Origin of the sequence: Pseudomonas synxantha (assembly GCF_900105675.1) — a bacterium.
Lineage (GTDB): Bacteria > Pseudomonadota > Gammaproteobacteria > Pseudomonadales > Pseudomonadaceae > Aquipseudomonas > Aquipseudomonas synxantha.
Window position 1 is genome coordinate 3,028,553 of sequence record NZ_LT629786.1, and the last position, 19,815, is coordinate 3,048,367.

Sequence of the window (19,815 nt, forward strand, 5' to 3'; positions counted from 1 at the left end):
GGCGCACCCCGCAAGCAACGCAAACGTCAGGCACATAAAAAAAGGGCGCCGCCTGCACAAAAGGAGTTGGGAGGGTTGACGGTGAAGGCGGCTAAAAAAAAGCCGGCGGGCGCTATTCATTGATCGCTATCCCCTGGTAACGACCTGCGCTTTTCCAAACTGGCGATGAACTCATCGAGGATGCGTTTGCTTTCGGCAGCTTCCTCGGCACTGGGCCCGCGAATATTGGCCCAGGGATCCGGCTTGGGCGCGACCGCGCCGTAGCGGATGCGCACGGACTTGAGGATTGCATCCCACACGGCCATGGCTTCGTAGTCGGTGAGTGAGGGGTTGACGGGTTCTGAAGGTGCTGGAAGCTGCCAAAGCGGCAGTTTGTAGCCTTTGTTGGCGAATTCGGGAAGGGTCCAGCGGACAAGGTCTCTTGGCTTATCAGGATCAATGGCGGAGCGTTTTTTTCCACCCGCCGATAAGCGGATGCTCATGCCTGGGCGACTCAGGGAGGGATTGTTTCGATAGTTCTCGCTGACAAAGAGTATTTGACGGTGAGTATCGTCGCTGAAACCGATCAAGGACTCTTCGGCTTGCATGTCGGCCAGTGTGATTTTCCCAGCACGCAGATTCTCGTAATCGCCGGCGAGGAAAATCTTCGTGTCTTTTTGGGTGCGCACGTGCAAGCGTTCTTCGTCATCCGGTGAGAGCGCGTTGATGTAGATGGTCAGCGATACATCCGAAGCTGGTGGGCGAAAATAGAAGCTGGCGATCTCCTGATCGTGATGACTTCGGATCACAATCGGCCCCAGGGCAAAGCCTGCACCGGCGTTCTGTGGTGCAGTAACTTTGAATATTTCTTTGGAGAGTTTTAAAAGGCGTGCCTCAACCGGGGCGGTGTTGCCTTTAAAGGAGTCCGCGCGAAGCATGACATAGACGTCATCGACCAGCAGGTGGAGTTCGTGAACGAAGGTTTGGCGCTGAGTCATGCGCATGTAGTACTGCAACATGACACTTTTCGATGTCTCCCTCCTAGCCGAAACCAGCATGGGTACATCAGACTGCATATAGTTTTTGATCGCTGCGATTCGATGCGATCGCTCATTCAATGCGGCATCAAACCGCTCCTGTGTCACACCCTCTCCCAACACACGTACTTCAACCGACGAGTGATCGGCGCCCAACCCGTAGTAGAGCTTCACGTCGCCACCACCACTCCAGTTGGCCGGCAAATCAATCAAGCCTCGGCCCAACGCCCAGGTGCGCATGTTGCTTGTCATTTCACTCACGTTACGTTTCTCCTGTTTGCTGGGTTGTTTGAAGGCCGCACAGCCGGCGAGAGGCCCCAGCACCAGGCAGACAAAAAGAATGATCAGCCGACGCATAGGGGCCTCTTGGCTTTCGCCGCTATTTTGATGATTGAATAGAGGGTGAATTGCTGTGTTAACGGGTTGGCGTAGGACGCTTCATGATCAAAGCCGGGCGCCTTGATTTGCTGGCGGACGCCACCGTTGCGAGCATGTTTTATCGGTGCGCTGCCCGAACTGACCGGTACGGTGCCGTCGCCGGAGTCGTCCTGCATTTTGCAATGCAGCTCCCAATAGCTGGTCTGCACGGTTTTGACGGGCGCATCGGGATCGCCCCGCATGGGTGGTATGGATTGCTCGTGGCCGCCGACGTAAACCGGGCTGCGGCCGTCATCGCGGACCTGATGCATCTGCAGATTTGAAACCGTGTAGCTATCGGGGCGTGAGCCGTGGAGGCCATTGACAGTGGCCCCGCGAGTCATTTTCCAGGTGATGGACTCGAAGCTGGGGTGCTTGTCTTCGCTGCCGTAGTAGACGTAGGTTTGGGGGTGATAGGAGCCCGCGAGTGTCAGATGGAACTGCTTCGCTTCCGATATGTTTTCCTCAAAAATCTCCCACGTGATCGCATCACCATCCTTGGGCGCCAACCATTCTTCGCGCAATAACCCCCACCAACGGTCACGACGTAAATAGATCTCTTCGTAAGGATCTTTTACCGGTTGGCGCGGCATTGCCGAAAGGCCCCGGTCGTCGACCAGCCTAAGCCAGCCGGGCGTGTAATCCTGGGTCGGCAGCAATTGCAAGGCACCGGGCGCCTGCGCGAACACCGCAGTGACTTCCTGCCCGCTTGGGCCAATTACCGCACCGGCAATGGGGTCTTCGTCGCTCATGCCAACCTTGCATCGGCGATACGCCACTGGCGCCCCCGTCGCGGGCATTACGCCGTGCACCACTCCGGCGATCTTGGCGCTCATGCCTGGCAGTTGCGCACAGCGCCTTGCTACCAGGCCGCCCATGGAGTGCGTGACCAGAATCACCTGCTGGCAGTTGCGACCATATTGGTGCATCAGCTCTTCAATGCGCTCGGCCAGCCTGAGTGCCGCCTGCTCGTTGGAATCCAACCAGTTATACCCACACGCATGCACCGGCATTCGATAGTCACCGCGCGCCAACAACTCATCCGAGATAACCGGCGGCAACTGGCTGGCCAGGGTGGCCCCCAATCCCGGCATGGCAATGGGAGTTTCGGGTTTTAACCGAGTGATATGAGTCGGCCCAGGCTCGACAGCAACGGTATGCAGATGCTCGGGCCGAATGTCGAATTGCGGCCATTGGTGAGGCAGGAAATGGTTGTTCAGGGTGTCTTCCAGCCAAAGAAGAAACGCGTGGTAGCTGGTTTCACTGACCTCGCCCCAGCCGCGCTCCCTGTAGCGTTTGCTCAGGGCCTGTGTTGTGTTCTTATTGTCCGGCCCCGACTGCGCTGTGACCGTGCCAGCAGGACGTTTGGGCACTGCGCCTTCGTTATCAACCTCCACCCTGATCGGGTGCAACAGTTTTTGTCGTATACCGGCCTTTTTGTTGATCCAGTTCATGGCCAGCCACATATTCTTGCCCATGAACCCCGCATCAAGCCGCCAGACGGGTACGCCAGCCTCCTCTTGCTGCCCGCCTTCCTCTTCGGCAGGCTTACTCTTCAAATTCGACCCCATAATCCCCGGCACAAAAATCACCGGCAAAATCCCGTCCGGCGGCAATATGCAGTGCACCGGGTCGGTGATGTGGCTGGGCGTCAGGGTCCAGGTATGCACGGGGTTGCCCCGAGCGTTGTAGGTCATGGGCGCAACACGAGGCGCCGATGGGTTGTCGGTCATGCGGGTTCTCCGTTTTCAAGCCATTGCAGTGCAAGCCCTTCCAGCGTCATGCCCTGTTGCAGGGTGACGAAGCCATCACCATCGGTGCGGCCTTCGAACCGTGCGCCGTCTTTGCGCACCAGCGCGTAGGCACGGTTGCGGATGGGTTGGCCGTTGGCGAAGAAGGTCTGAAAGCGTTCGTTGAACGAGGTGCTGGGCCAGCTATTGAGTTGCGCTGCGGCATGGCTTGGATCAACGAAGTATTTGTTCGCGGCTTTCACCGTGAAATTGCCAGGCATGCCCAGCTCGATATGGCCGCCCTGCATCTTGATATAGGCCCCACCGCACAACAGGGTGATGTGCTTGTCGGCAGCGACCAACACATGTTGCTGACTGGCGCTGATTTCCACGCTCTGGTCTGCCTGCACCTGAATGCTGTTGTGTTGGGCCTGCAACAGCAGTTGCCCCTTATGGGCGATATGGCGCATGTCGCCACCCTGGGCGAACAGGCCGATTTCGTCGCCCGCATTGACGACCACTTTTTTACCCGCGGTGAGCTGCTGGTTCTGCTGGGCAACGCTGTCGATATGCTCGCCTGCGCCCATGACGATGCTGCGGGACGTCGCCGCAGCGACACCGGCAGGCCCACTCAACGCGATGATGGGTTGCGCGCCATTGCCGGTGCCATTGGCCTGATCATTGGCACCGTGGCCCAACGCATTCACGGCATCAGTCAGGGACTGCTGCGGCTGCGCATTCAGGGCAATTGCCTGGGCATTTTCGGCAGATGCTCCCAGCTGTCTGGCCAATGTCAGGGCGGCTTGCAACACCTCGATCACCTGCTGGCGCTCTAGCTGACCCGCACCAGCCTTCAGTTGCGCCTCGGCAGTCAGCAACAATCCTTTTGCTGCACGCAACGCACCATGACCATCCGTGCGTAATTCAAAGCCTTCGCCCCTTGGCCGGCCACCGCCATAGTGACGTGGATGCGTGAGGTAACCCAGGTGCAGAGCGCTGTGCGTGTGCTCGCTCATTAATGCCGCACTGATTTGCCCGGTGGTGTCGTCAATACGCAACTCATTGGCCTGGGTGCCGCCGAACTCGCGGCTTTTGGTTGTTGCTATAGCTTTCAGCTTGGGTAGCTCATAGGGCGGCAAATTGGTCTGCCGGTACGCTCGCCCAATGGCGATCGGCTGATCGGGATCTCCGTCCAGATGGCTGATCACCAATTCCTGCCCCACACGGGGGATGGCCATCGAGCCCCAGGTCGCCCCGGCCCAGCCTTGGGTGACGCGGATCCAGCACGAGCTGTGGTCGTTGTTTTTGTCCGAACGGTCCCACGGGAACTGCACCTTGACCCTGCCCCATTCATCGCAATAGATCTCCTCACCCGGCGGGCCGACCACGGTGGCGATCTGCGGGCCGTCAATGCGTGGTTTGTTGCCTATCGGCGCTTTCCAGTCGGAGGTCCAGCGGATGGCCGTGGCCTTCAGTTCATAGGATGTGCCGCTGTCACTGCCAAATGCTTCTTCCTGCAGGCTGGTGTGTTGTTTGCCTTCGTGGGTGATGGCGATAGTGCGCCAGCGATCATTGAAGTCCTCGCGTGGGTGATCGCTGAGATCAAACGCCAGCCCCGGTTGCAGGCGGGCGTCATCACCTTCCAGATGCGCCAGCTTGGCGTCGTTGCGCAGCGCAGCCAGGCGGGTCTTGGTAAAGGGCTTGCCAGCGATGTCGCGCTTGTAGCGACCAGGGTAGTCGTAGCGTTCGTAGTCTTTGTGCTGGTTATTCAGGTCCTGATCGCCGGTGACGGTGTGCTGCTGGTTATAGCGCGGGTGAGTGAAGGTGTAGTCGCGCTGCACCTGCACGGCGGTGCGCACCTGTTCGGTGTAGTGGAAGCGGCTCAAGGCCGGTTCCATCGAGTCACCTCCGGCCATTGGCTGGTAGATCACGGGACAATCGGTGTGCGTGCCGATGGTGCCCAGGCCGCCGACGCGGTCAGTGAGGACCAGGGTGTGGCCGTCGGCGCGGTGCTCGAAGGTGTAGAGCAGGCCTTCTTCGGCGGCGAGGCGGTCGATGAAGTCGAGGTCGGTTTCGCCGGCCTGCACGCAGTATTCGCGGGGTTGGTGTTCGAAGCAGATTTCGCTGCGAATGTCGGTCAGTTTCTGCTCGGCCAGCACGCTGGTGATGATGTCGGGCACGGTCTGGGCCTGGAAGATGCGCCAGTTGGAGCGCAGGTTGAAGCGCGCCAAGGTGGGTTCGACGATCGCGCTGTAGCGGGTACGACGAAAGCCGATATCGCCCTGAGTGAATAGGCTGACCAGTCCGTGCACGTAACGTACCGGAGTTTCACCGCGCCAGATCGTGAACAGCCCCGCCAGGTCGAGCACGTTATTGAAGTCAATGGCTGCGTTGTGGCTGGCCAGTTCCAGGGTGAGCTTGAACGGCTGGGACAGGCTTTCATCGAGCTTGAACGAAACAACGTCGAAGGCGTCGCCTTTCAGGGGTTCGAAGGTAAAACGCAGATCGCTTTGGCGAGGCACGTGACTAGTCCTTACGTTCACTGATAATGGTTGCCACTTTCCGATACAACTCCGGCTCCCACCCCTGCGCCGTGGTCTCGCGCATCAGCCGCGCCACACTGGCGTACAGGTCATCCGCCAGCCACGACAGGCCACGGGATGCCAGCAGGTCAGCGGCAATCACCGTGGCGTAGCTGCGCTGGCGCGGGGCGTCATGGGTGGCGTGCAGTTCCTGCAGGCGCAGCAGCACCACTTCCACGCCTTCGCTATTGAGCTGGCTGGCCAGTTCGTCGCGCAGCCCGGCGTATTCCTGCACCGGGCTGCCGGTGGCTTGCGCCTGATCGGCGCCGGTGATCCAGGCCTGGGTTTGCGCATCCACGAACGGCGTACCGTCGCTGAAACACAACTCCAGCACGGCCGGCAAACGGCAGACAAACCGCTCGCAGGTCTGGCGAATGGCGGCCCCCACTTCTTCCATCGCCAGCCGCGAGGCGACCTCGGCGGCCAGGTAACTGCCGCGCAGCCAGTACGGCGAGGCGCAGACACTTTTTTCGATGCGCAGCAGCAGGTTCGGCTCAATGGCGTTGTGGTTCAGCGCGTCCTGATAGCCGTCGACGATGTCCTTGGGCACGGCGGTCAATTCAGTGCGACGGTCGCGGGTGATGGGAGGCACAGTGCGCAAATGCGACCACAGGCCGAAGCGGCGCAGTTGGTAGCCGGTGGGGTCGTAGGGGTCTTGTTGATTGATCTGCTCGGCCATGTTCAACACGGCGCGGCGTTGTTCACGTTCGTTACTTGGCGCTTGCGGTTTAGGCGGGCTGAAAAAGGCCGCGTCCAGAGCGCCGCTGGCAGTGGGCGTACGGGCAGGCGCGTTCACCGCGGCCGGCTCGCTGTATTTGTCCAACTGCCGTTGCAACGTGTCCAACGCTGCGGCGTCGAGCTTGGCGCTGTCGACGCACTGTTGCAGGTTAGCCAGCGCCCGTTGCGCCGCCACTTGATAGGCCGGTTCAAAACTGCTGCGTTCCAGGGTCGGCAGTACCTGACCCAGATCCTCCAGCAAGCGTTGAAACTGCTTGCGCTTGTTCAGGTAACCGGTGGGGCCGGGTTTGGGGTAGGCGTTGTCCCAATACTGTTCGACCATACCTGCAATCAGCCCGAGAGCATCGGCCCAGCGTACCCACTGGCGGGTACGCAACCAGACCACTTGCAAATGGCCGACGATGCGCCAGTGCTTGCACTGGGTCGCCAGGTAATCGCGGGAGGCTTCGTCGATGTAGGGCCAGTCGATATCGCTCTCGCGCAAGCCGCCCAGCTTGACCATCTCCTGGTCGATGGCCTGGTAGGTCTCGTCCTCCACATCGAAATGCCCAGCAGGCTGCTCGGCGTCGATGGGGGCCAACAGCCGCTCGACAATATCGACCGGAACATCGATTACCAGCGACATGCCTGACGCTCCTGTTCGATCAGTTCGCCCAGCCCCTCGGCATCGAATACCAGGCCGTGCAGCCGCGGATAGTCACTCTCCAATCGCAGGCGCTGGCCACCGCCCATGTTGCGCAACAAGGAAATCGCCTGCAGGCCGCGCCCGGCATCGACTACCAGGCCCGCGTCGTCCAACACCTGCCATTGATAAGCTGCCGAAACCGGACGTTCGTCCTTGAACAATTGAATGCGGATTTTGTTGGGCTTGGCCGGTTCATCCAACACCAATTGCAACCGCGAAATTTTTGACTCGCAGCTGATGGCCAAATAGGGCCGGGGCGGTAATGCGCCCAAGGCGGGCGCCGAGATGACCAGCCGGGGTGGCTGAGCGTTGTCCGGCGCTGGGAATGACGATAACAAGAAGCGCTGGTCCTCGGGCGGGCGCTTGGCCTCATTGCGCTGCACCAGATCGACAATCGGCAGCACCCGACTCAGGGTGCGCGGCGGTGCAGGCGGATGATAGATGGGCGTGCCGGCAGCCAGGTCAAAGCATTCCAGGCGTTTGAGTGGAGACACGATCGCCGGGCAATCTTGTGCATTTACTTGCGGGGCAATCAGTACCGTACACAGGCCCCCAATCCAACGCCAACGTTGCCATCCTTTGCGCATCAGCGCCTCCCTCTAACTATTCAACTTTTACTATTGACGAAGATAAAACCCACCCTCGACCACAGCAATTTCGCGAACTATTAAATAACGGACAGGCAAGCCAGAGGCACTACTTTTCTGCAAAGCACTTAAATATCAGATGCACCCCTCAGACAATAAAACCAAATAGCGTACGAATTTTCACCATAACAATAAAACCATTAAACATGGAATTTTCTTACATCCCGAGACCACGAAATGAATCGACTTCGTCCGACATGACTTTTTATGAAACATGGGCTTTTAATAGCGCCACCTTCAAAAAAGGACTTTTCCCATGTCGAAATCTCAAAGTTCCGTCGCGCCTAAAGAACGCATCAATATCAAGTACGTCCCAGCCACAGGTGATCAACAAGCCGAAGTCGAGTTACCACTGAAGCTGTTGATCACGGGTGATTTCAAAGGCCACGGTGAACTAAGCGCCCTTGAGGACCGGCAATCCGTTCGAATAGATCAAGACACCTTCAATGAAGTACTCAGCAAAGCCGAAGTTGCTCTGGACATGGCGGTTCCGTCTGTTCTTAACAACGACCAAGACACCGACTTGAACGTGCAACTTCAATTCAAAAACATCAATGACTTCGGCCCCGATGCGGTCGCCCGCCAAGTACCGGAGTTGAACAAGTTGCTGGAACTGCGCGAAGCCTTAGTTGCGCTCAAGGGCCCCATGGGCAATGTCCCGGCCTTTCGTAAACACCTGCAAAACCTGCTGACCGATGAAACCGCCCGTCAACGCCTTGCCAGTGAGCTGAACCTGGTGCTCGACGCGCCCAACAACTGACTTGAACGCCCTTCTCAACGGAGTACTCCCCATGCCTATGGAAAGCGCCGCTGCCCAAGTATTGGTGGCTGACGAACAGCCGTCCTTGCTCGATCAACTGCTGGCCAACACCACAATCCGCCCCTCCCAGGAGGGCTATGCAGTTGCCCGTCAAGGCGTGGCTGCGTTCATCAGCGAAATCCTGCAAAGCGGTGATCACCAGCAACCGGTCAACAAGCACCGCGTCGACCAGATGATTGCTGAAATCGACCGCGCCTTGGGCAAGCAGATGGACGTGATCCTGCATCAGCCTCAGTTCCAGCAACTGGAGTCGGCCTGGCGTGGGCTGAAGCTGCTGGTGGATCGCACGGACTTTCGCGAGAACATCAAGCTGGAAATGCTGCACGTCACCAAAGAGGAACTGCTGGACGACTTCGACAACGCCGGCGACATCACCCGCAGCGGCTTGTACAAGCACGTCTACACCGCCGGATATGGCCAGTTTGGCGGCGAGCCGGTGGGCGCGATCGTCGGCAACTACACCTTTGGCCCCAGCTCGCCGGACATCAAGTTGCTCAGCTATGTGGCCTCCATCGGCGCCATGTCCCATGCGCCGTTTGTGTCGGCGGCCGGGCCTGAGCTGTTCAACCTGGAAGGCTTCCAAGGCCTGCCTGATCTCAAGGAAGTCAGCGACATTTTCGATGGCCCACGCCACACGAAATGGCGCGGCCTGCGCGAATCAGAAGACGCCCGCCACCTTGCACTGACCCTGCCGCGCTTTTTGCTGCGCGCGCCCTATAGCACCGACGACAATTCGGCCCGCAGTTTCGGCTACGACGAAACCGTCGACGGCAATCACGACAATTACCTGTGGGGCAACACCGCGTTCCTGATGGCCTCGCGCATCACCGACAGCTTCGCCCGCTACCGCTGGTGCCCGAACATCATCGGCCCGCAATCCGGAGGCGCGGTGGATGATCTGCCGGTGCACCTGTATGAATCCCTCGGCCAGTTGCAGGCCAAGATTCCTACCGAAGTGCTGATCTCCGACCGCAAGGAATTCGAGTTGGCCGAAGCCGGTTTTATCCCGCTGACCATGCGCAAGGACAGTGACAACGCGGCGTTTTTCTCTGCCAACTCGATACAGAAACCGAAGAACTTCCCCAAGACCCGCGAAGGCCAGGAAGCCCAGACCAACTACAAGCTCGGCACCCAGTTGCCGTACCTGTTTATCGTCAATCGCCTGGCCCACTACATCAAGGTGCTGCAGCGCGAACAAATCGGCAGTTGGAAGGAACGCCAGGACCTGGAGCGCGAGCTGAACGACTGGCTCAAACAATACATCGCCGACCAGGAAAACCCTTCGTCCGATGTGCGCAGCCGTCGCCCCTTGCGCGCCGCAAAAGTCGTGGTGCAGGACGTGGAAGGCAATCCAGGCTGGTACCAGGTGTCGCTGGCCGTGCGCCCGCACTTCAAGTACATGGGCGCCAACTTCGAGATATCCCTCGTCGGTCGGCTGGACACCCAATAAGTGGGTGCCAGCCTGTTCGAACGCTTGGAACCCGACGCACCGCGCTACCGCCCCGGCAGCGCGGATGAACAGGCGCGCCAGCGTGTCGAGGCGATCAAAGGCCACTTGGAACAGGTGCTCAACTCACGCCAGGGCTGCTCGCAAAGCAGCCCTGAGCTGGGCCTGCGCGATTTCAATGGTGTCACCCAGGCCAGCAGTGACCTGGTGGTGGCCATCAGCACCGATATCCGGCGTTCGGTGGAAGCGTTTGAACCGCGCATCAAGGTCACGGGCGTGCGCTTTCAGCCCGACCCGGACCTGCCGCTGGAGCTGAACTTCCGCCTGGATTGCCAGGTGCAGGTCAACCACAAGGAAGAACAGGTGCAGATCGAGGTGGCCATGCACGGCCGCGACGGCTACACCCGCGTGAGATGAGGATGCAATGGACTTGAAACAACGCTTTGCCGAGGAGCTGCGCTACCTGCGCGAACTCGGCCGCGAGTTTGCCGAGGACAACCCGCAACTGGCGCAATTTCTCGGTGATCAGGCCGGCGACCCGGACGTGGAGCGGCTGCTGGAAGGCTTTGCCTTCCTCACCGCCAAACTGGGCATGAAGATCGACGACGATTTGCCGGAGCTGACCCATCCGCTGCTGCAGATGCTCTGGCCCAATTACCTGCGGCCCCTGCCCAGCGCGACCATCATCCGTTTTACACCGTTGGCGGATGCGATCAGCCAGCGCCAGGTGATCCCCAAAGGCACGCCGCTGTTTGCCAAACCGGTGGATGGCGTCTCTTGCCAGTTTCGTACCTGCACTGAAGTCAATCTGTACCCATTGGCGTTGCAGGAAGTCAGCGATGCCCACAGTCGCGAGGCCTCGGTGATGCGCATCGACCTCAAGGTGTTGACCGAGCAACCGCTGACCAGCATGGCCTGCGACCAGCTGGATTTTCATTTGGGTGGGGACAACGCCATCGCCATGACTTTGTACCTGTGGCTCGCCCACTACTTGGACAGCGTCACGTTGCACATTGATAAGCAAAGCTATCGCCTGCCGACCAACACTATCGGCTTTCCCGGTTTCACACCCGACGAGGCGCTGCTGCCCTACCCGCGCAATGTGTTCGATGGCTACCGGATCCTGCAGGAGTATTTTGTGTTCCCGCAGCGTTTTCACTTTTTCAGCCTGACCCAGCTGGCGCGCGTCTGGCCCGAGGTCAGCGCCACCAGCCTGCGCTTTGAATTTCAGTTCAGCCGGCCCATGCCGCCTGATATCCGCCTGCGCACCAGTGATCTGCACCTGTACTGCGCGCCGGCGGTCAACCTGTTTCGTCACGACGCCAATCCGATTGCGCTGGACGGGCGCAGCCTGGAACGGCGTATCAGCCCCAGCGGCAACCGCCCCGAAGCCTTTGAAATTTTCAGCGTCGACAAGGTGGCCGGTTGGGATGCCGCCGACAAGGAGCGCAAGGGCGATCCGTTGCGGCGCTTTACCCCGTTCGAGTCGTTCCAGCATGAGATCGAACACGCGCGGGGCCACACCGCCCTGTATTTCCGCACGCATATCGAAGAGTCCCATGGGCGTGAAGGCTTACGTCATCGCATTGCTTTTGTGCGCGGTGATGAAAGCCTCTACATCGGTGAGCATGAAGCAGCGTCCATTGAATTGACCTGCAGCAACCGAGATTTGCCGCAGTTGCTGGGCGTGGGAGATGTATCGCTGTCCACCGAAGTCACGCCCTCGTTCGCCACCTACACCAACCTGATCGCACCGACCCGAAGCTACCGGCCGGTGCTGGATGCCAGCCTGCACTGGACGCTGATTTCCAACCTGTCGCTGAACTACCTGTCGTTGCTGTCGGCCGAGCCGCTCAAGGCGGTGATCCGCGCCTATGACTTCGCCGCCCTGCACGACCTGCAACAGGCCCGCGCTACCCGCAAGCGCCTCAACGGTATCCAGAATGCCGTGACCACCCCCATCGACTGGCTGATGAAGGGCCAGCCGGTACGTGGCGTACAGACCCGCCTGGAACTGGACCAGAACGCCTTCCTCTGCGAAGGCGAGCTGTACCTGTTCGCCAGTGTGCTTTCGCACTTCTTCGCCCTCTACGCGAGCATCAACTCCTTCCACCGCCTGGAAGTGATCAATACCACCAACAACGAGTGCTACGAATGGCCACTGTTGACCGGCAGACAACCCGTGATCTAGCCGATGTGCTGCTGGCCGACGCGCGGAACTACTCGTTTCACCGTCTGCTGGAGCATCTGCACGCTTTGCACGGCGATGACCTGGAGGCGCAGCCCTTGAGTGCGGCGGCGAGACGCCGCGTGCGCCTGCAAAGCCATGCCGGGCTGGGCTTTCCGGCCTCCGACGTGGTCGAAGCGGCACGCATTGAGGAGGACCGCGAAGAAGTGCGCTATCGCTTGCAGACCAGCTTCTTTGGCCTGCACGGTACCGACTCGCCCTTGCCCGGTTATTACCTGGACCGCCTGGCCTACGAGCAGGCCCAGGAGCGCGGGATTCGCCCGGCGTTCATGGATTTTTTCAATCATCGCTTGCTGACCCTGCTGCACACCAGCTGGCGCAAGTACCGCTACTACATTCGCTTTCAGGCCGAGGCCAGCGACCGCTTTTCGCGCTACGTATTCTCCATGGTCGGGTTGAACGACAACGACCTGCGCGGTGCGACGCCACTGCCATGGGGCCGATTGTTGAGCTTTGCCGGTTTGATCGCCAACCGCAGCCGCTCGCCGTCGGTGGTGTCCGGTATCGTCGAACATTGTTTCGACCTGCACGGCGTGCATATCCGTGAATTCGAGGCGCGCTCGGTGAGTTTGGACCAACGCCAGCGCCTGTTACTTGGCAAAGCCAACGGTGTTCTCGGAAGCGATTTCGTGGTGGGTGACCGCAGCAAGACCCGCGCCAGCAAGTTCACCCTCGTCATTCCCAACCTGACCCAGGCGCGCTTTCGGCAGTTTTTGCCCAGCGGCGATCAGTTCGGGCGCTTGCGCCAGTTGATGGATTTTCTGCTGCGCGACGCCACCGCCTACGACCTGGAACTGGGGCTGCGCGAAGAAGATGTACCGCCGTTCAACCTGCAACGCGCCAGCGGCACCCACCTGGGCTGGACCAGCTTTATCGAACATCAGCAACAACGTCATCCCGCCGTGGTGCGGATTCGGGGGCGCGCATGAAGCTGACCCTGGTTATCAACAATCCCGCGCAGTTGCTGCACGGGTATTTGCCCCTTCACCGGTTTGGCCCCCAGGGCGGCAGCATCGGCAGTGCCGCGGTGGATTGGCGCCTGGAAGATCGCCACAACAGCGTATGCCCCAACCACTGCGACATCCGCGTTGTCGAAGGGCGCTTCTGCGTAATCGACCGCAGCGGCAGAACCTACGTCAACGGTCACGACCTGCCGCTTGAGCGCCATGTTGCGATAAGCCTCAACGACGGTGATCGGTTGCAGATTGGTGCGTATCAGGTTGCGGTGCAGTTGGGCGAGCACGCCCCAGGGCAGCATTCGCTCGATGAGCTGCTCGGCGAGCATCCTGAGGGCATGCACGTGTGGCACCAGGAAGACCTGCCGAGTCGGCCACAGGTGGATAAGCGACCTGCCACCTGCCCGGAGTTCGAGCGTCTGTGCCAACCCGTGGATTTGACGGAGCAAGGCGATCCGCTGCGAGCACTGGAAGCAGCGCCGCCTTCAAAAAAGCAGCCGCCTAAAGTTCGCCCAATGGTTCCAAAACGTTCCAGCACTCTGTTCAGCAACCTGCGTCTGGGCACCCTGTTGCTGGCCTGCCTGACCCTCGGCGGCTGCACCATGCTCGGCAAGATCGGCCAGGTGATCTGGACGCCGTCGATCCCGGTCGGCGGCCCCGACGATCAGCCCAGCCGCTACTCCCTGAGCCTGTACGCCAGCGACGACGTCAACCCACGCCTGATCAGCACCGGCACGGCACTGGATGAAGACGCGAGCCGTTCACCCTACACCCTCAACGTGCAGGCAACCAGCCCGAAGGCGCTGACAGACAAGGTGCAAACCTTGCTCAACCACCTTTACGAAAGCGTACCGGCCCAGTCGCCACTGAGGGAGGATCCTGCCCCCGTCGTGCCGATGTCGCCCATCGAAGACGCGCTGCTGGGTGACTACGACGCTCAGGGTGTGAGCCTGACCACGCCCTGGGGCAAACCGGCATTGCAGCACGTCGCCACGCCGATTGCCTTCAAGGTGTTGCAGCTCACCGATGACTCGCTGCTGATCAACGCCAGCCCCCAGTCCATGGCCGACGACCTGAAAAAGACCCTGGGCAGCACCTACATCCGCGCCGACGACTACCTGCTCAACCCCGGCCAATTCAAGTTCATCGACCTGCGCGCCCTGGATGAAGACACCCGCTTTATCGCGGTGATCGCCAATTACCACAGCACCGATGTCGGCCAGTGGAAACAGCGCCTGCGTGTCGAGCCCAAAGGCCACCAGTACGCCGTACTGGTGCAGTTGGATGCCGCCCAGGTCAGCCTCAAAGGAGAAACCCGATGACGCCTTTTTCAGCCGCTTTTGCCCCGAGTAACCACCGATGAGTTCACGCAACCCCGTCATCTGGCATGAAGGTTTGTTCGTCAAACCCCAGCACTTCCAGCAACAGGCCCGCGCCGCCGAAGCCGCCGTGCACCAGCGCCTGCACAGCCTCAACGACGCCCTTTACGGCTTCAGCGAGCTGGCGTTGAACGACGAATACCTGAGCTTCGGCAAAATCGCCATCACCCGGGCACGCGGGATCATGCCCGACGGCAGCGTCTTCGACATTCCCCACGACCTGGCACCGCCCTCCCCGCTGGAGATCGCTGACAGCAGCGCGGTCGGCCAGATCGTCTACCTGGCCCTGCCACTGCGTTCCAACGGTGCCCTCGAAGTGCGCTGGCCCGACCAGTACGGCAACAGCCGCTACATCGCCCGCCGCGAAGAAATCCGCGACACCCACAGCGATGACGGCGATCAGGTCGGCATGGACCTGGCTGTACCCAACCTGCAACTGATGCTCGAACGCAGCGACCGCAGTGCCTTTACCGGCATCGCCCTGGGCCGAATCAAAGACAAACGCCCGGACGGCAGCCTGGTGATGGACGAGCATTTCTACCCCACCAGCCTGTCCCTGCAAGCGGTGCCGGCGTTGTATCGCTACCTGGGTGAAGTGGCCGGCCTGATGCGTGAACGCGCCAAAAACCTGGCCCAGCGCATCGGTTCACCGGGGCAGTCGGGTGTAGCTGATGTCACTGACTTCAACCTGCTGCAAACCCTCAACCGCTTGTTCCCGCTGTTCCAGCACCTGGCGCGCCAACGTCAGGTCCACCCGGAGCGGCTGTACATCGCACTGGCCCAAGCCTGCGGCGAATTAGTGACTTTTACCGATGAAGGCCACCTGCCCCAGGAATACCCGGCCTACCAGCACGACAACCTGCGCGAGTCGTTCCAGATACTGGAGCACACCCTGCGCCGCGCCTTGGGCACCGTTCTGCAACCGCGTGCAGTGTCGTTGCCGATCGTCGATCAGCAGTACGGCGTGCGCAGCGCCGCCTTGAACGACAAACGCCTGCTGGACAACGCCGAATTCATCCTCGCCGTGCGCGCCGAACTACCCGCGGAAACCTTGCGCCAGCAACTGCCCCGGCAGATCAAAATCACCTCCACCGAAGGGCTGGAGCAATTGGTCAGCCTGCAACTGCCGGGCATCCCATTGCGGCCGCTGCCGGTGGCGCCGCGCCACCTGCCGTTCCATGCCGGATTCAGCTATTTCGAGCTCGACCGCCATCACCCCGCCTGGCAAAGCCTGAGCAGTGGCAGCGGGTTCGGTTTCCATATCGCCGGTGAATTCCCGGAGCTGGAGTTGCAGTTCTGGGCGATCAGGAGTGAGAGAGATGAGTGACGTGAAAAACAGCGCCAACCCTGAGTCGGACACCGATACTCCAGTGTTTGATGAACTGGTGCAGCACTCCAGAGGCAAGCCGGAATCTGTCGAAACAGTACCGCCCAAACCAAAACCTGAACCACTGCTCGCCGATCCTGAATTCGACTTGCGCGGCGTGGCCTGGAACCCGCTGTGCGATGCCGCCACACCACTGATCGGCCTGGTGATCCGTCTGCGCCGCCTGGACCACCACGATGACGTACCTGCGCTGTACCTGAGCGTCAGCAACCAGATCACCACCATCATGGAAGAAGTCAGCCAGCTCGACTACGACGCCGGCATGCTCAAGGCCTATTCCTACAGCCTGTGCCTGTTGATTGACGAGGTGGTCATGCGCACCACCTGGGGCCGGCTCTCCAGTTGGAGCGCACGCTCGTTGCTCAGCCAGTTCCACGGGGAAACCCAAGGCGGCGAAAAATTCTTCACCGTCATGAACAACATGATCCCCGAAGCGGCCCGGTACCAGCATGTGCTGGAGTTCATGTACCAGTGCCTGATCTCCGGCCTCAAGGGCAAATATGGCGCCCATATCAAGGGCGACGACGAAATACAGAAGATCATCGACCAACTGCACGGCTTGTTGCGCCCCTTGCGTGGCGAGACGCCCAAGCGCCTGACCGACCCGCTGAAAAACGTCGCGCCGCGCAACTACCGGATCAAACGCGCCTGGCCGTTGTGGACGCCCTGGGCCATGGCCGCCGTGGTACTGACGGTTGCCTACACGATCTACTCCATCCGCCTGAACACCATCACCCAGCAGGTGCTGGTGTCGCTGGAGCGGGTGCTGCACCTGTAACCGATTTTCAGTGCGCTCATCCCGAGCGCCTGCAAAGCATGGCCGTGTCGGCCATAACCTGCGGCCCCCAAGGGCCGTTCACTTGATCGCGACAAGGAGCTTGTCATGCCAACACCCGCGTACATCAGCATCCACGGCAAAAACCAGGGCCATATCACCAAGGGTGCCTTCACCGCCGATTCGGTGGGCAACGTTTATGTGGAAGGTCACGAGGACGAAATCCTCGCCCAGGAAATCGACCACCAGATCGCCGCGCCCACCGACCCGCAAAGCGGCCAGCCTTCGGGCCAGCGCGTGCATAAGCCGCTGATCTTCACCAGCGCCTTGAGCAAGGCCTCGCCCCTGCTCTACCAGGCCCTGGCCACTGGCGAAATGCTGCCCACCGTTGAAGTGAAGTGGTTCCGCACTTCGGGCGACGGCAAGCAGGAGCACTTCTTCACCACCAAGCTGGAGGACGCCACTGTCGTCGATATTCACACCGTACTGCCCCACGCGCAAAACAGCAGCAACGAAAACTACACCCAACTGATCAAGACCAGCCTGGCTTATCGCAAGGTCAGTTGGACCCATGTGGTGGCCGGCACCGAAGCCTCGGATGACTGGCGCAAGCCAGCTTAATCGCCAACCGGCACGTTCCGCCGCACAGGCGGCGGAATGTTCACTGACTCGATAATTTCCAGGAGGTTCTATGCCTGCCGTCGTTCTGGTCGGTCACGACCATGATTGCCCTATGTGTGGTCCCACCACCGTCGACAGTGGCACGCGCAACGTCACTGTCAACGGTCGCGCCGTCGCCCTTGTCGGCGACACCCTGGGTTGCGGTGCCGTGATCACCAGCGGCTCGCCCTCAATGAACATCAACGGAAAAGCCGTGGCCCGCGTCGGTGATACCACCGACCACGAAGGCGTGCTGGAAAACGGTGACGCCAGCTGGTTGGTCAACTGACCCGCACTCAAAAAAAGGAGGTTTCATGCCCCGTCAAAGCGACCTGCGTTACACCTTCCAACCGCTGCGGGGCGATCCCTTCGAAGTGGTCTCATTCACCCTCGAAGAAGGCCTGTCCCAGCCGTTCAAACTGGAACTTGAGCTGGTCAGTCACCACCCGGCCATCGACTTCTACCGCATGCTCGACCTGGCCGCTGTCTTCACCATCTGGCGCGACGACACCCCGGTGCGCTACGTGCATGGTTTGGTCAGCCTGTTCCAACAAGGCGACACCGGCTTTCGCCGCACCCGCTACACCGCCGTAGTCGAGCCGACCCTGGCGCGTTTCAGCCTGCGTTCCAACTGGCGCATCTTCCAGGCCCAGACCGTGCCCGACATCATCACCAACATGCTGGCCGAGCAGAAACTGACCGACATTCGCACTGAAATCTGCTTCGAGCACCAACCCCGCGAATACTGTGTACAGGCCGGCGAAACCGACCTCGACTTCATCGCCCGCCTCGCCGCCGAAGAAGGCCTGCTCTACACGTTCGAACACCGCGCCGACGGCCACACCCTCGTCCTCACCGACCGCGTCGGCGGCCTGGGCACCATCGGCACCCACACCGACTGCCCGGTGATCTACCAGCCCATGGGTGGCGGCGACTCCAAGGAACCGGCGTTGACCCGCTTCCACTACACCGAACAAGTGCGCACCGCACGCCAGGTGCAGCGCGACTACACCTTCACCCACCCGCGCTACAACCAGCAGCACACCGCCACCGGCGACCAGGACCTGAACAACCAGCACAAGGACTACGAACGCTACGACTACCCTGGCCGTTACAAGCGCGACATTGCCGGTAAGCCTTTCACCAAGACCCGCCTGGCAGCCCTGCGCAACGACGCCAAGTTGGCCCATGTGGAAGGCGACGATGAACGTCTGCAACCGGGATTGGCCTTCGACCTCAACGATCATCCCCGTGAGGACTTCAATGATCGTTGGCGCACCATCGCCATCAAGCATGAGGGCAAGCAGCACACCAGCCTGCAGGAAGAGTCGTTTGGTAGCGGCCTTGGTACTTCTTATACGTTGAAGGCCAGTGCCATCCGCTGGACTTCGGATTGGAAAGCGCCGCTGCCTGCCAAACCCTGCATCGACGGCCCGCAGATCGCCACCGTCGTCGGCCCGCCAGGGGAAGAGATTTATTGCGATGAATGGGGCCGGGTCAAGGTGCAGTTCCCATGGGACCGTTCGGACAAAAACAACGATCAGAGTTCGTGCTGGATCCGTGTAGCTCAAGGCTGGGCCGGGGCGACCTGGGGCGCCATGGCCGTGCCTCGGGTCAATCAGGAACTGATCATCAGCTTTTTGGATGGCGATCCTGACCAGCCGATCGCCACGGGGCGGACCTACCGCCAAACCAATCTGCCGCCCTACGAGCTGCCCAAGCACAAAACACGAATGACCATCAAGAGCCGCACCCACAAGGGCTCTGGCTTCAACGAGCTGCGCTTTGAAGATGAGTTAGGCCACCAGGAAGTGTTCATTCATGCCGAAAAAGACAAGAACGTCCATATCAAAAACAACAACGGCATCTTCGTCGGCAATGATCGCAAGGAACGGGTTGAACACAACGAAACCGTGTCTATTGGCGACCACCGCACCGAGGATGTCGGCCAGAACGAAACCATCAGCATCGGTGCCAATCGCAGTGTGACCATCGGTGGCAACAAGGCCGAGACCATCAAGCTGGCCAAAGCCGAAACCATCGGTTTGGCTAAGGCGCTAACCATCGGCGCGGCGTATCAGACCAGTGTTGGCGCGGCCATGAACACTACGGTGGGGTTGAGCCAGAGCGAGCAGATCGGCCTCCACAAATCGGTAGCGGTGGGCAAGAAATTCACCATCGACGCCGGGGACGAATTCAAGATCACGGTGGGCAAATCCACCCTAGTGATGAAGTCCGACGGCACCGTACTGATCAATGGCCGCACCTTCGATTTCAGCGCCAGCGGCGCGGTGCAGATCAACGGCAAAGACGTTGATATCAACTGAG

The 19,815-nt window shown here is 60.3% G+C and carries 16 protein-coding genes; 11 read left to right on the forward strand and 5 right to left on the reverse strand.

The window, feature by feature from the left end:
* Positions 1 to 116: 116 nt before the first annotated feature.
* Genes BLU48_RS14035 through vasI form a run of 5 tightly spaced genes read right to left on the reverse strand, consistent with a single transcriptional unit; the run spans position 117 to position 7,755 of the window.
* Positions 117 to 1,373 (reverse strand): T6SS immunity protein Tli4 family protein, encoded by a 1,257-nt coding sequence (locus BLU48_RS14035; RefSeq protein ID WP_057024152.1) that lies wholly within the window; start codon positions 1,371 to 1,373, stop codon positions 117 to 119.
* On the reverse strand, positions 1,361 to 3,166 hold the full coding sequence (locus tag BLU48_RS14040; RefSeq protein ID WP_057024153.1) for an esterase/lipase family protein: 1,806 nt from the start codon (positions 3,164 to 3,166) through the stop codon (positions 1,361 to 1,363). Before BLU48_RS14040 ends, BLU48_RS14035 begins: the two co-directional genes overlap by 13 nt.
* Positions 3,163 to 5,685, reverse strand: a complete 2,523-nt coding sequence (locus BLU48_RS14045; protein WP_057024154.1) for a type VI secretion system Vgr family protein — start codon at positions 5,683 to 5,685, stop codon at positions 3,163 to 3,165. The genes BLU48_RS14040 and BLU48_RS14045 overlap by 4 nt, the downstream gene beginning before the upstream one ends.
* A gap of 4 nt (positions 5,686 to 5,689) precedes the next feature.
* A complete protein-coding gene (gene tssA / locus BLU48_RS14050) occupies positions 5,690 to 7,108 on the reverse strand; it encodes a type VI secretion system protein TssA (RefSeq protein ID WP_057024155.1) in 1,419 nt (472 codons plus the stop codon).
* Positions 7,096 to 7,755, reverse strand: a complete 660-nt coding sequence (gene vasI / locus BLU48_RS14055; RefSeq protein WP_231989041.1) for a type VI secretion system-associated protein VasI — start codon at positions 7,753 to 7,755, stop codon at positions 7,096 to 7,098. Before vasI ends, tssA begins: the two co-directional genes overlap by 13 nt.
* Positions 7,756 to 8,071: 316 nt before the next feature.
* On the opposite strand from vasI, the gene tssB reads away from it, so the two are divergent.
* From tssB to BLU48_RS14110, 11 genes are all read left to right on the forward strand, one after another.
* Positions 8,072 to 8,575, forward strand: a complete 504-nt coding sequence (tssB, locus tag BLU48_RS14060) for a type VI secretion system contractile sheath small subunit (RefSeq protein ID WP_057024156.1) — start codon at positions 8,072 to 8,074, stop codon at positions 8,573 to 8,575.
* Positions 8,576 to 8,612: 37 nt separating this feature from the next.
* A complete protein-coding gene (gene tssC / locus BLU48_RS14065) occupies positions 8,613 to 10,085 on the forward strand; it encodes a type VI secretion system contractile sheath large subunit (RefSeq protein WP_057024257.1) in 1,473 nt (490 codons plus the stop codon).
* Positions 10,086 to 10,499, forward strand: coding sequence for a type VI secretion system baseplate subunit TssE (tssE, locus tag BLU48_RS14070; protein ID WP_057024157.1), 414 nt, complete (start codon positions 10,086 to 10,088; stop codon positions 10,497 to 10,499).
* A gap of 7 nt (positions 10,500 to 10,506) precedes the next feature.
* Entirely contained in the window at positions 10,507 to 12,273 is a 1,767-nt protein-coding gene (tssF, locus tag BLU48_RS14075; RefSeq protein WP_057024158.1) for a type VI secretion system baseplate subunit TssF, read from the forward strand.
* Complete coding sequence (gene tssG / locus BLU48_RS14080) at positions 12,237 to 13,259, forward strand: type VI secretion system baseplate subunit TssG (protein ID WP_057024159.1); 1,023 nt, start codon at positions 12,237 to 12,239, stop codon at positions 13,257 to 13,259. Before tssF ends, tssG begins: the two co-directional genes overlap by 37 nt.
* Complete coding sequence (gene tssJ, locus BLU48_RS14085; protein ID WP_057024160.1) at positions 13,256 to 14,608, forward strand: type VI secretion system lipoprotein TssJ; 1,353 nt, start codon at positions 13,256 to 13,258, stop codon at positions 14,606 to 14,608. The genes tssG and tssJ overlap by 4 nt, the downstream gene beginning before the upstream one ends.
* A 37-nt stretch (positions 14,609 to 14,645) precedes the next feature.
* Positions 14,646 to 15,992 carry a type VI secretion system baseplate subunit TssK gene (gene tssK, locus BLU48_RS14090; RefSeq protein WP_057024161.1) on the forward strand — a complete coding sequence of 449 codons (1,347 nt, stop codon included), beginning with the start codon at positions 14,646 to 14,648 and terminating at the stop codon, positions 15,990 to 15,992.
* Positions 15,985 to 16,830 (forward strand): type IVB secretion system protein IcmH/DotU, encoded by an 846-nt coding sequence (gene icmH / locus BLU48_RS14095; protein WP_231989042.1) that lies wholly within the window; start codon positions 15,985 to 15,987, stop codon positions 16,828 to 16,830. Before tssK ends, icmH begins: the two co-directional genes overlap by 8 nt.
* Before the next feature lie 105 nt (positions 16,831 to 16,935).
* Positions 16,936 to 17,448, forward strand: a complete 513-nt coding sequence (locus tag BLU48_RS14100) for an Hcp family type VI secretion system effector (protein ID WP_057024162.1) — start codon at positions 16,936 to 16,938, stop codon at positions 17,446 to 17,448.
* Positions 17,449 to 17,518: 70 nt separating this feature from the next.
* Positions 17,519 to 17,776, forward strand: a complete 258-nt coding sequence (locus tag BLU48_RS14105; RefSeq protein ID WP_057024163.1) for a PAAR domain-containing protein — start codon at positions 17,519 to 17,521, stop codon at positions 17,774 to 17,776.
* A 25-nt stretch (positions 17,777 to 17,801) separates the two neighbouring features.
* Entirely contained in the window at positions 17,802 to 19,814 is a 2,013-nt protein-coding gene (locus BLU48_RS14110; protein WP_057024164.1) for a type VI secretion system Vgr family protein, read from the forward strand.
* Position 19,815: the final 1 nt, after the last annotated feature.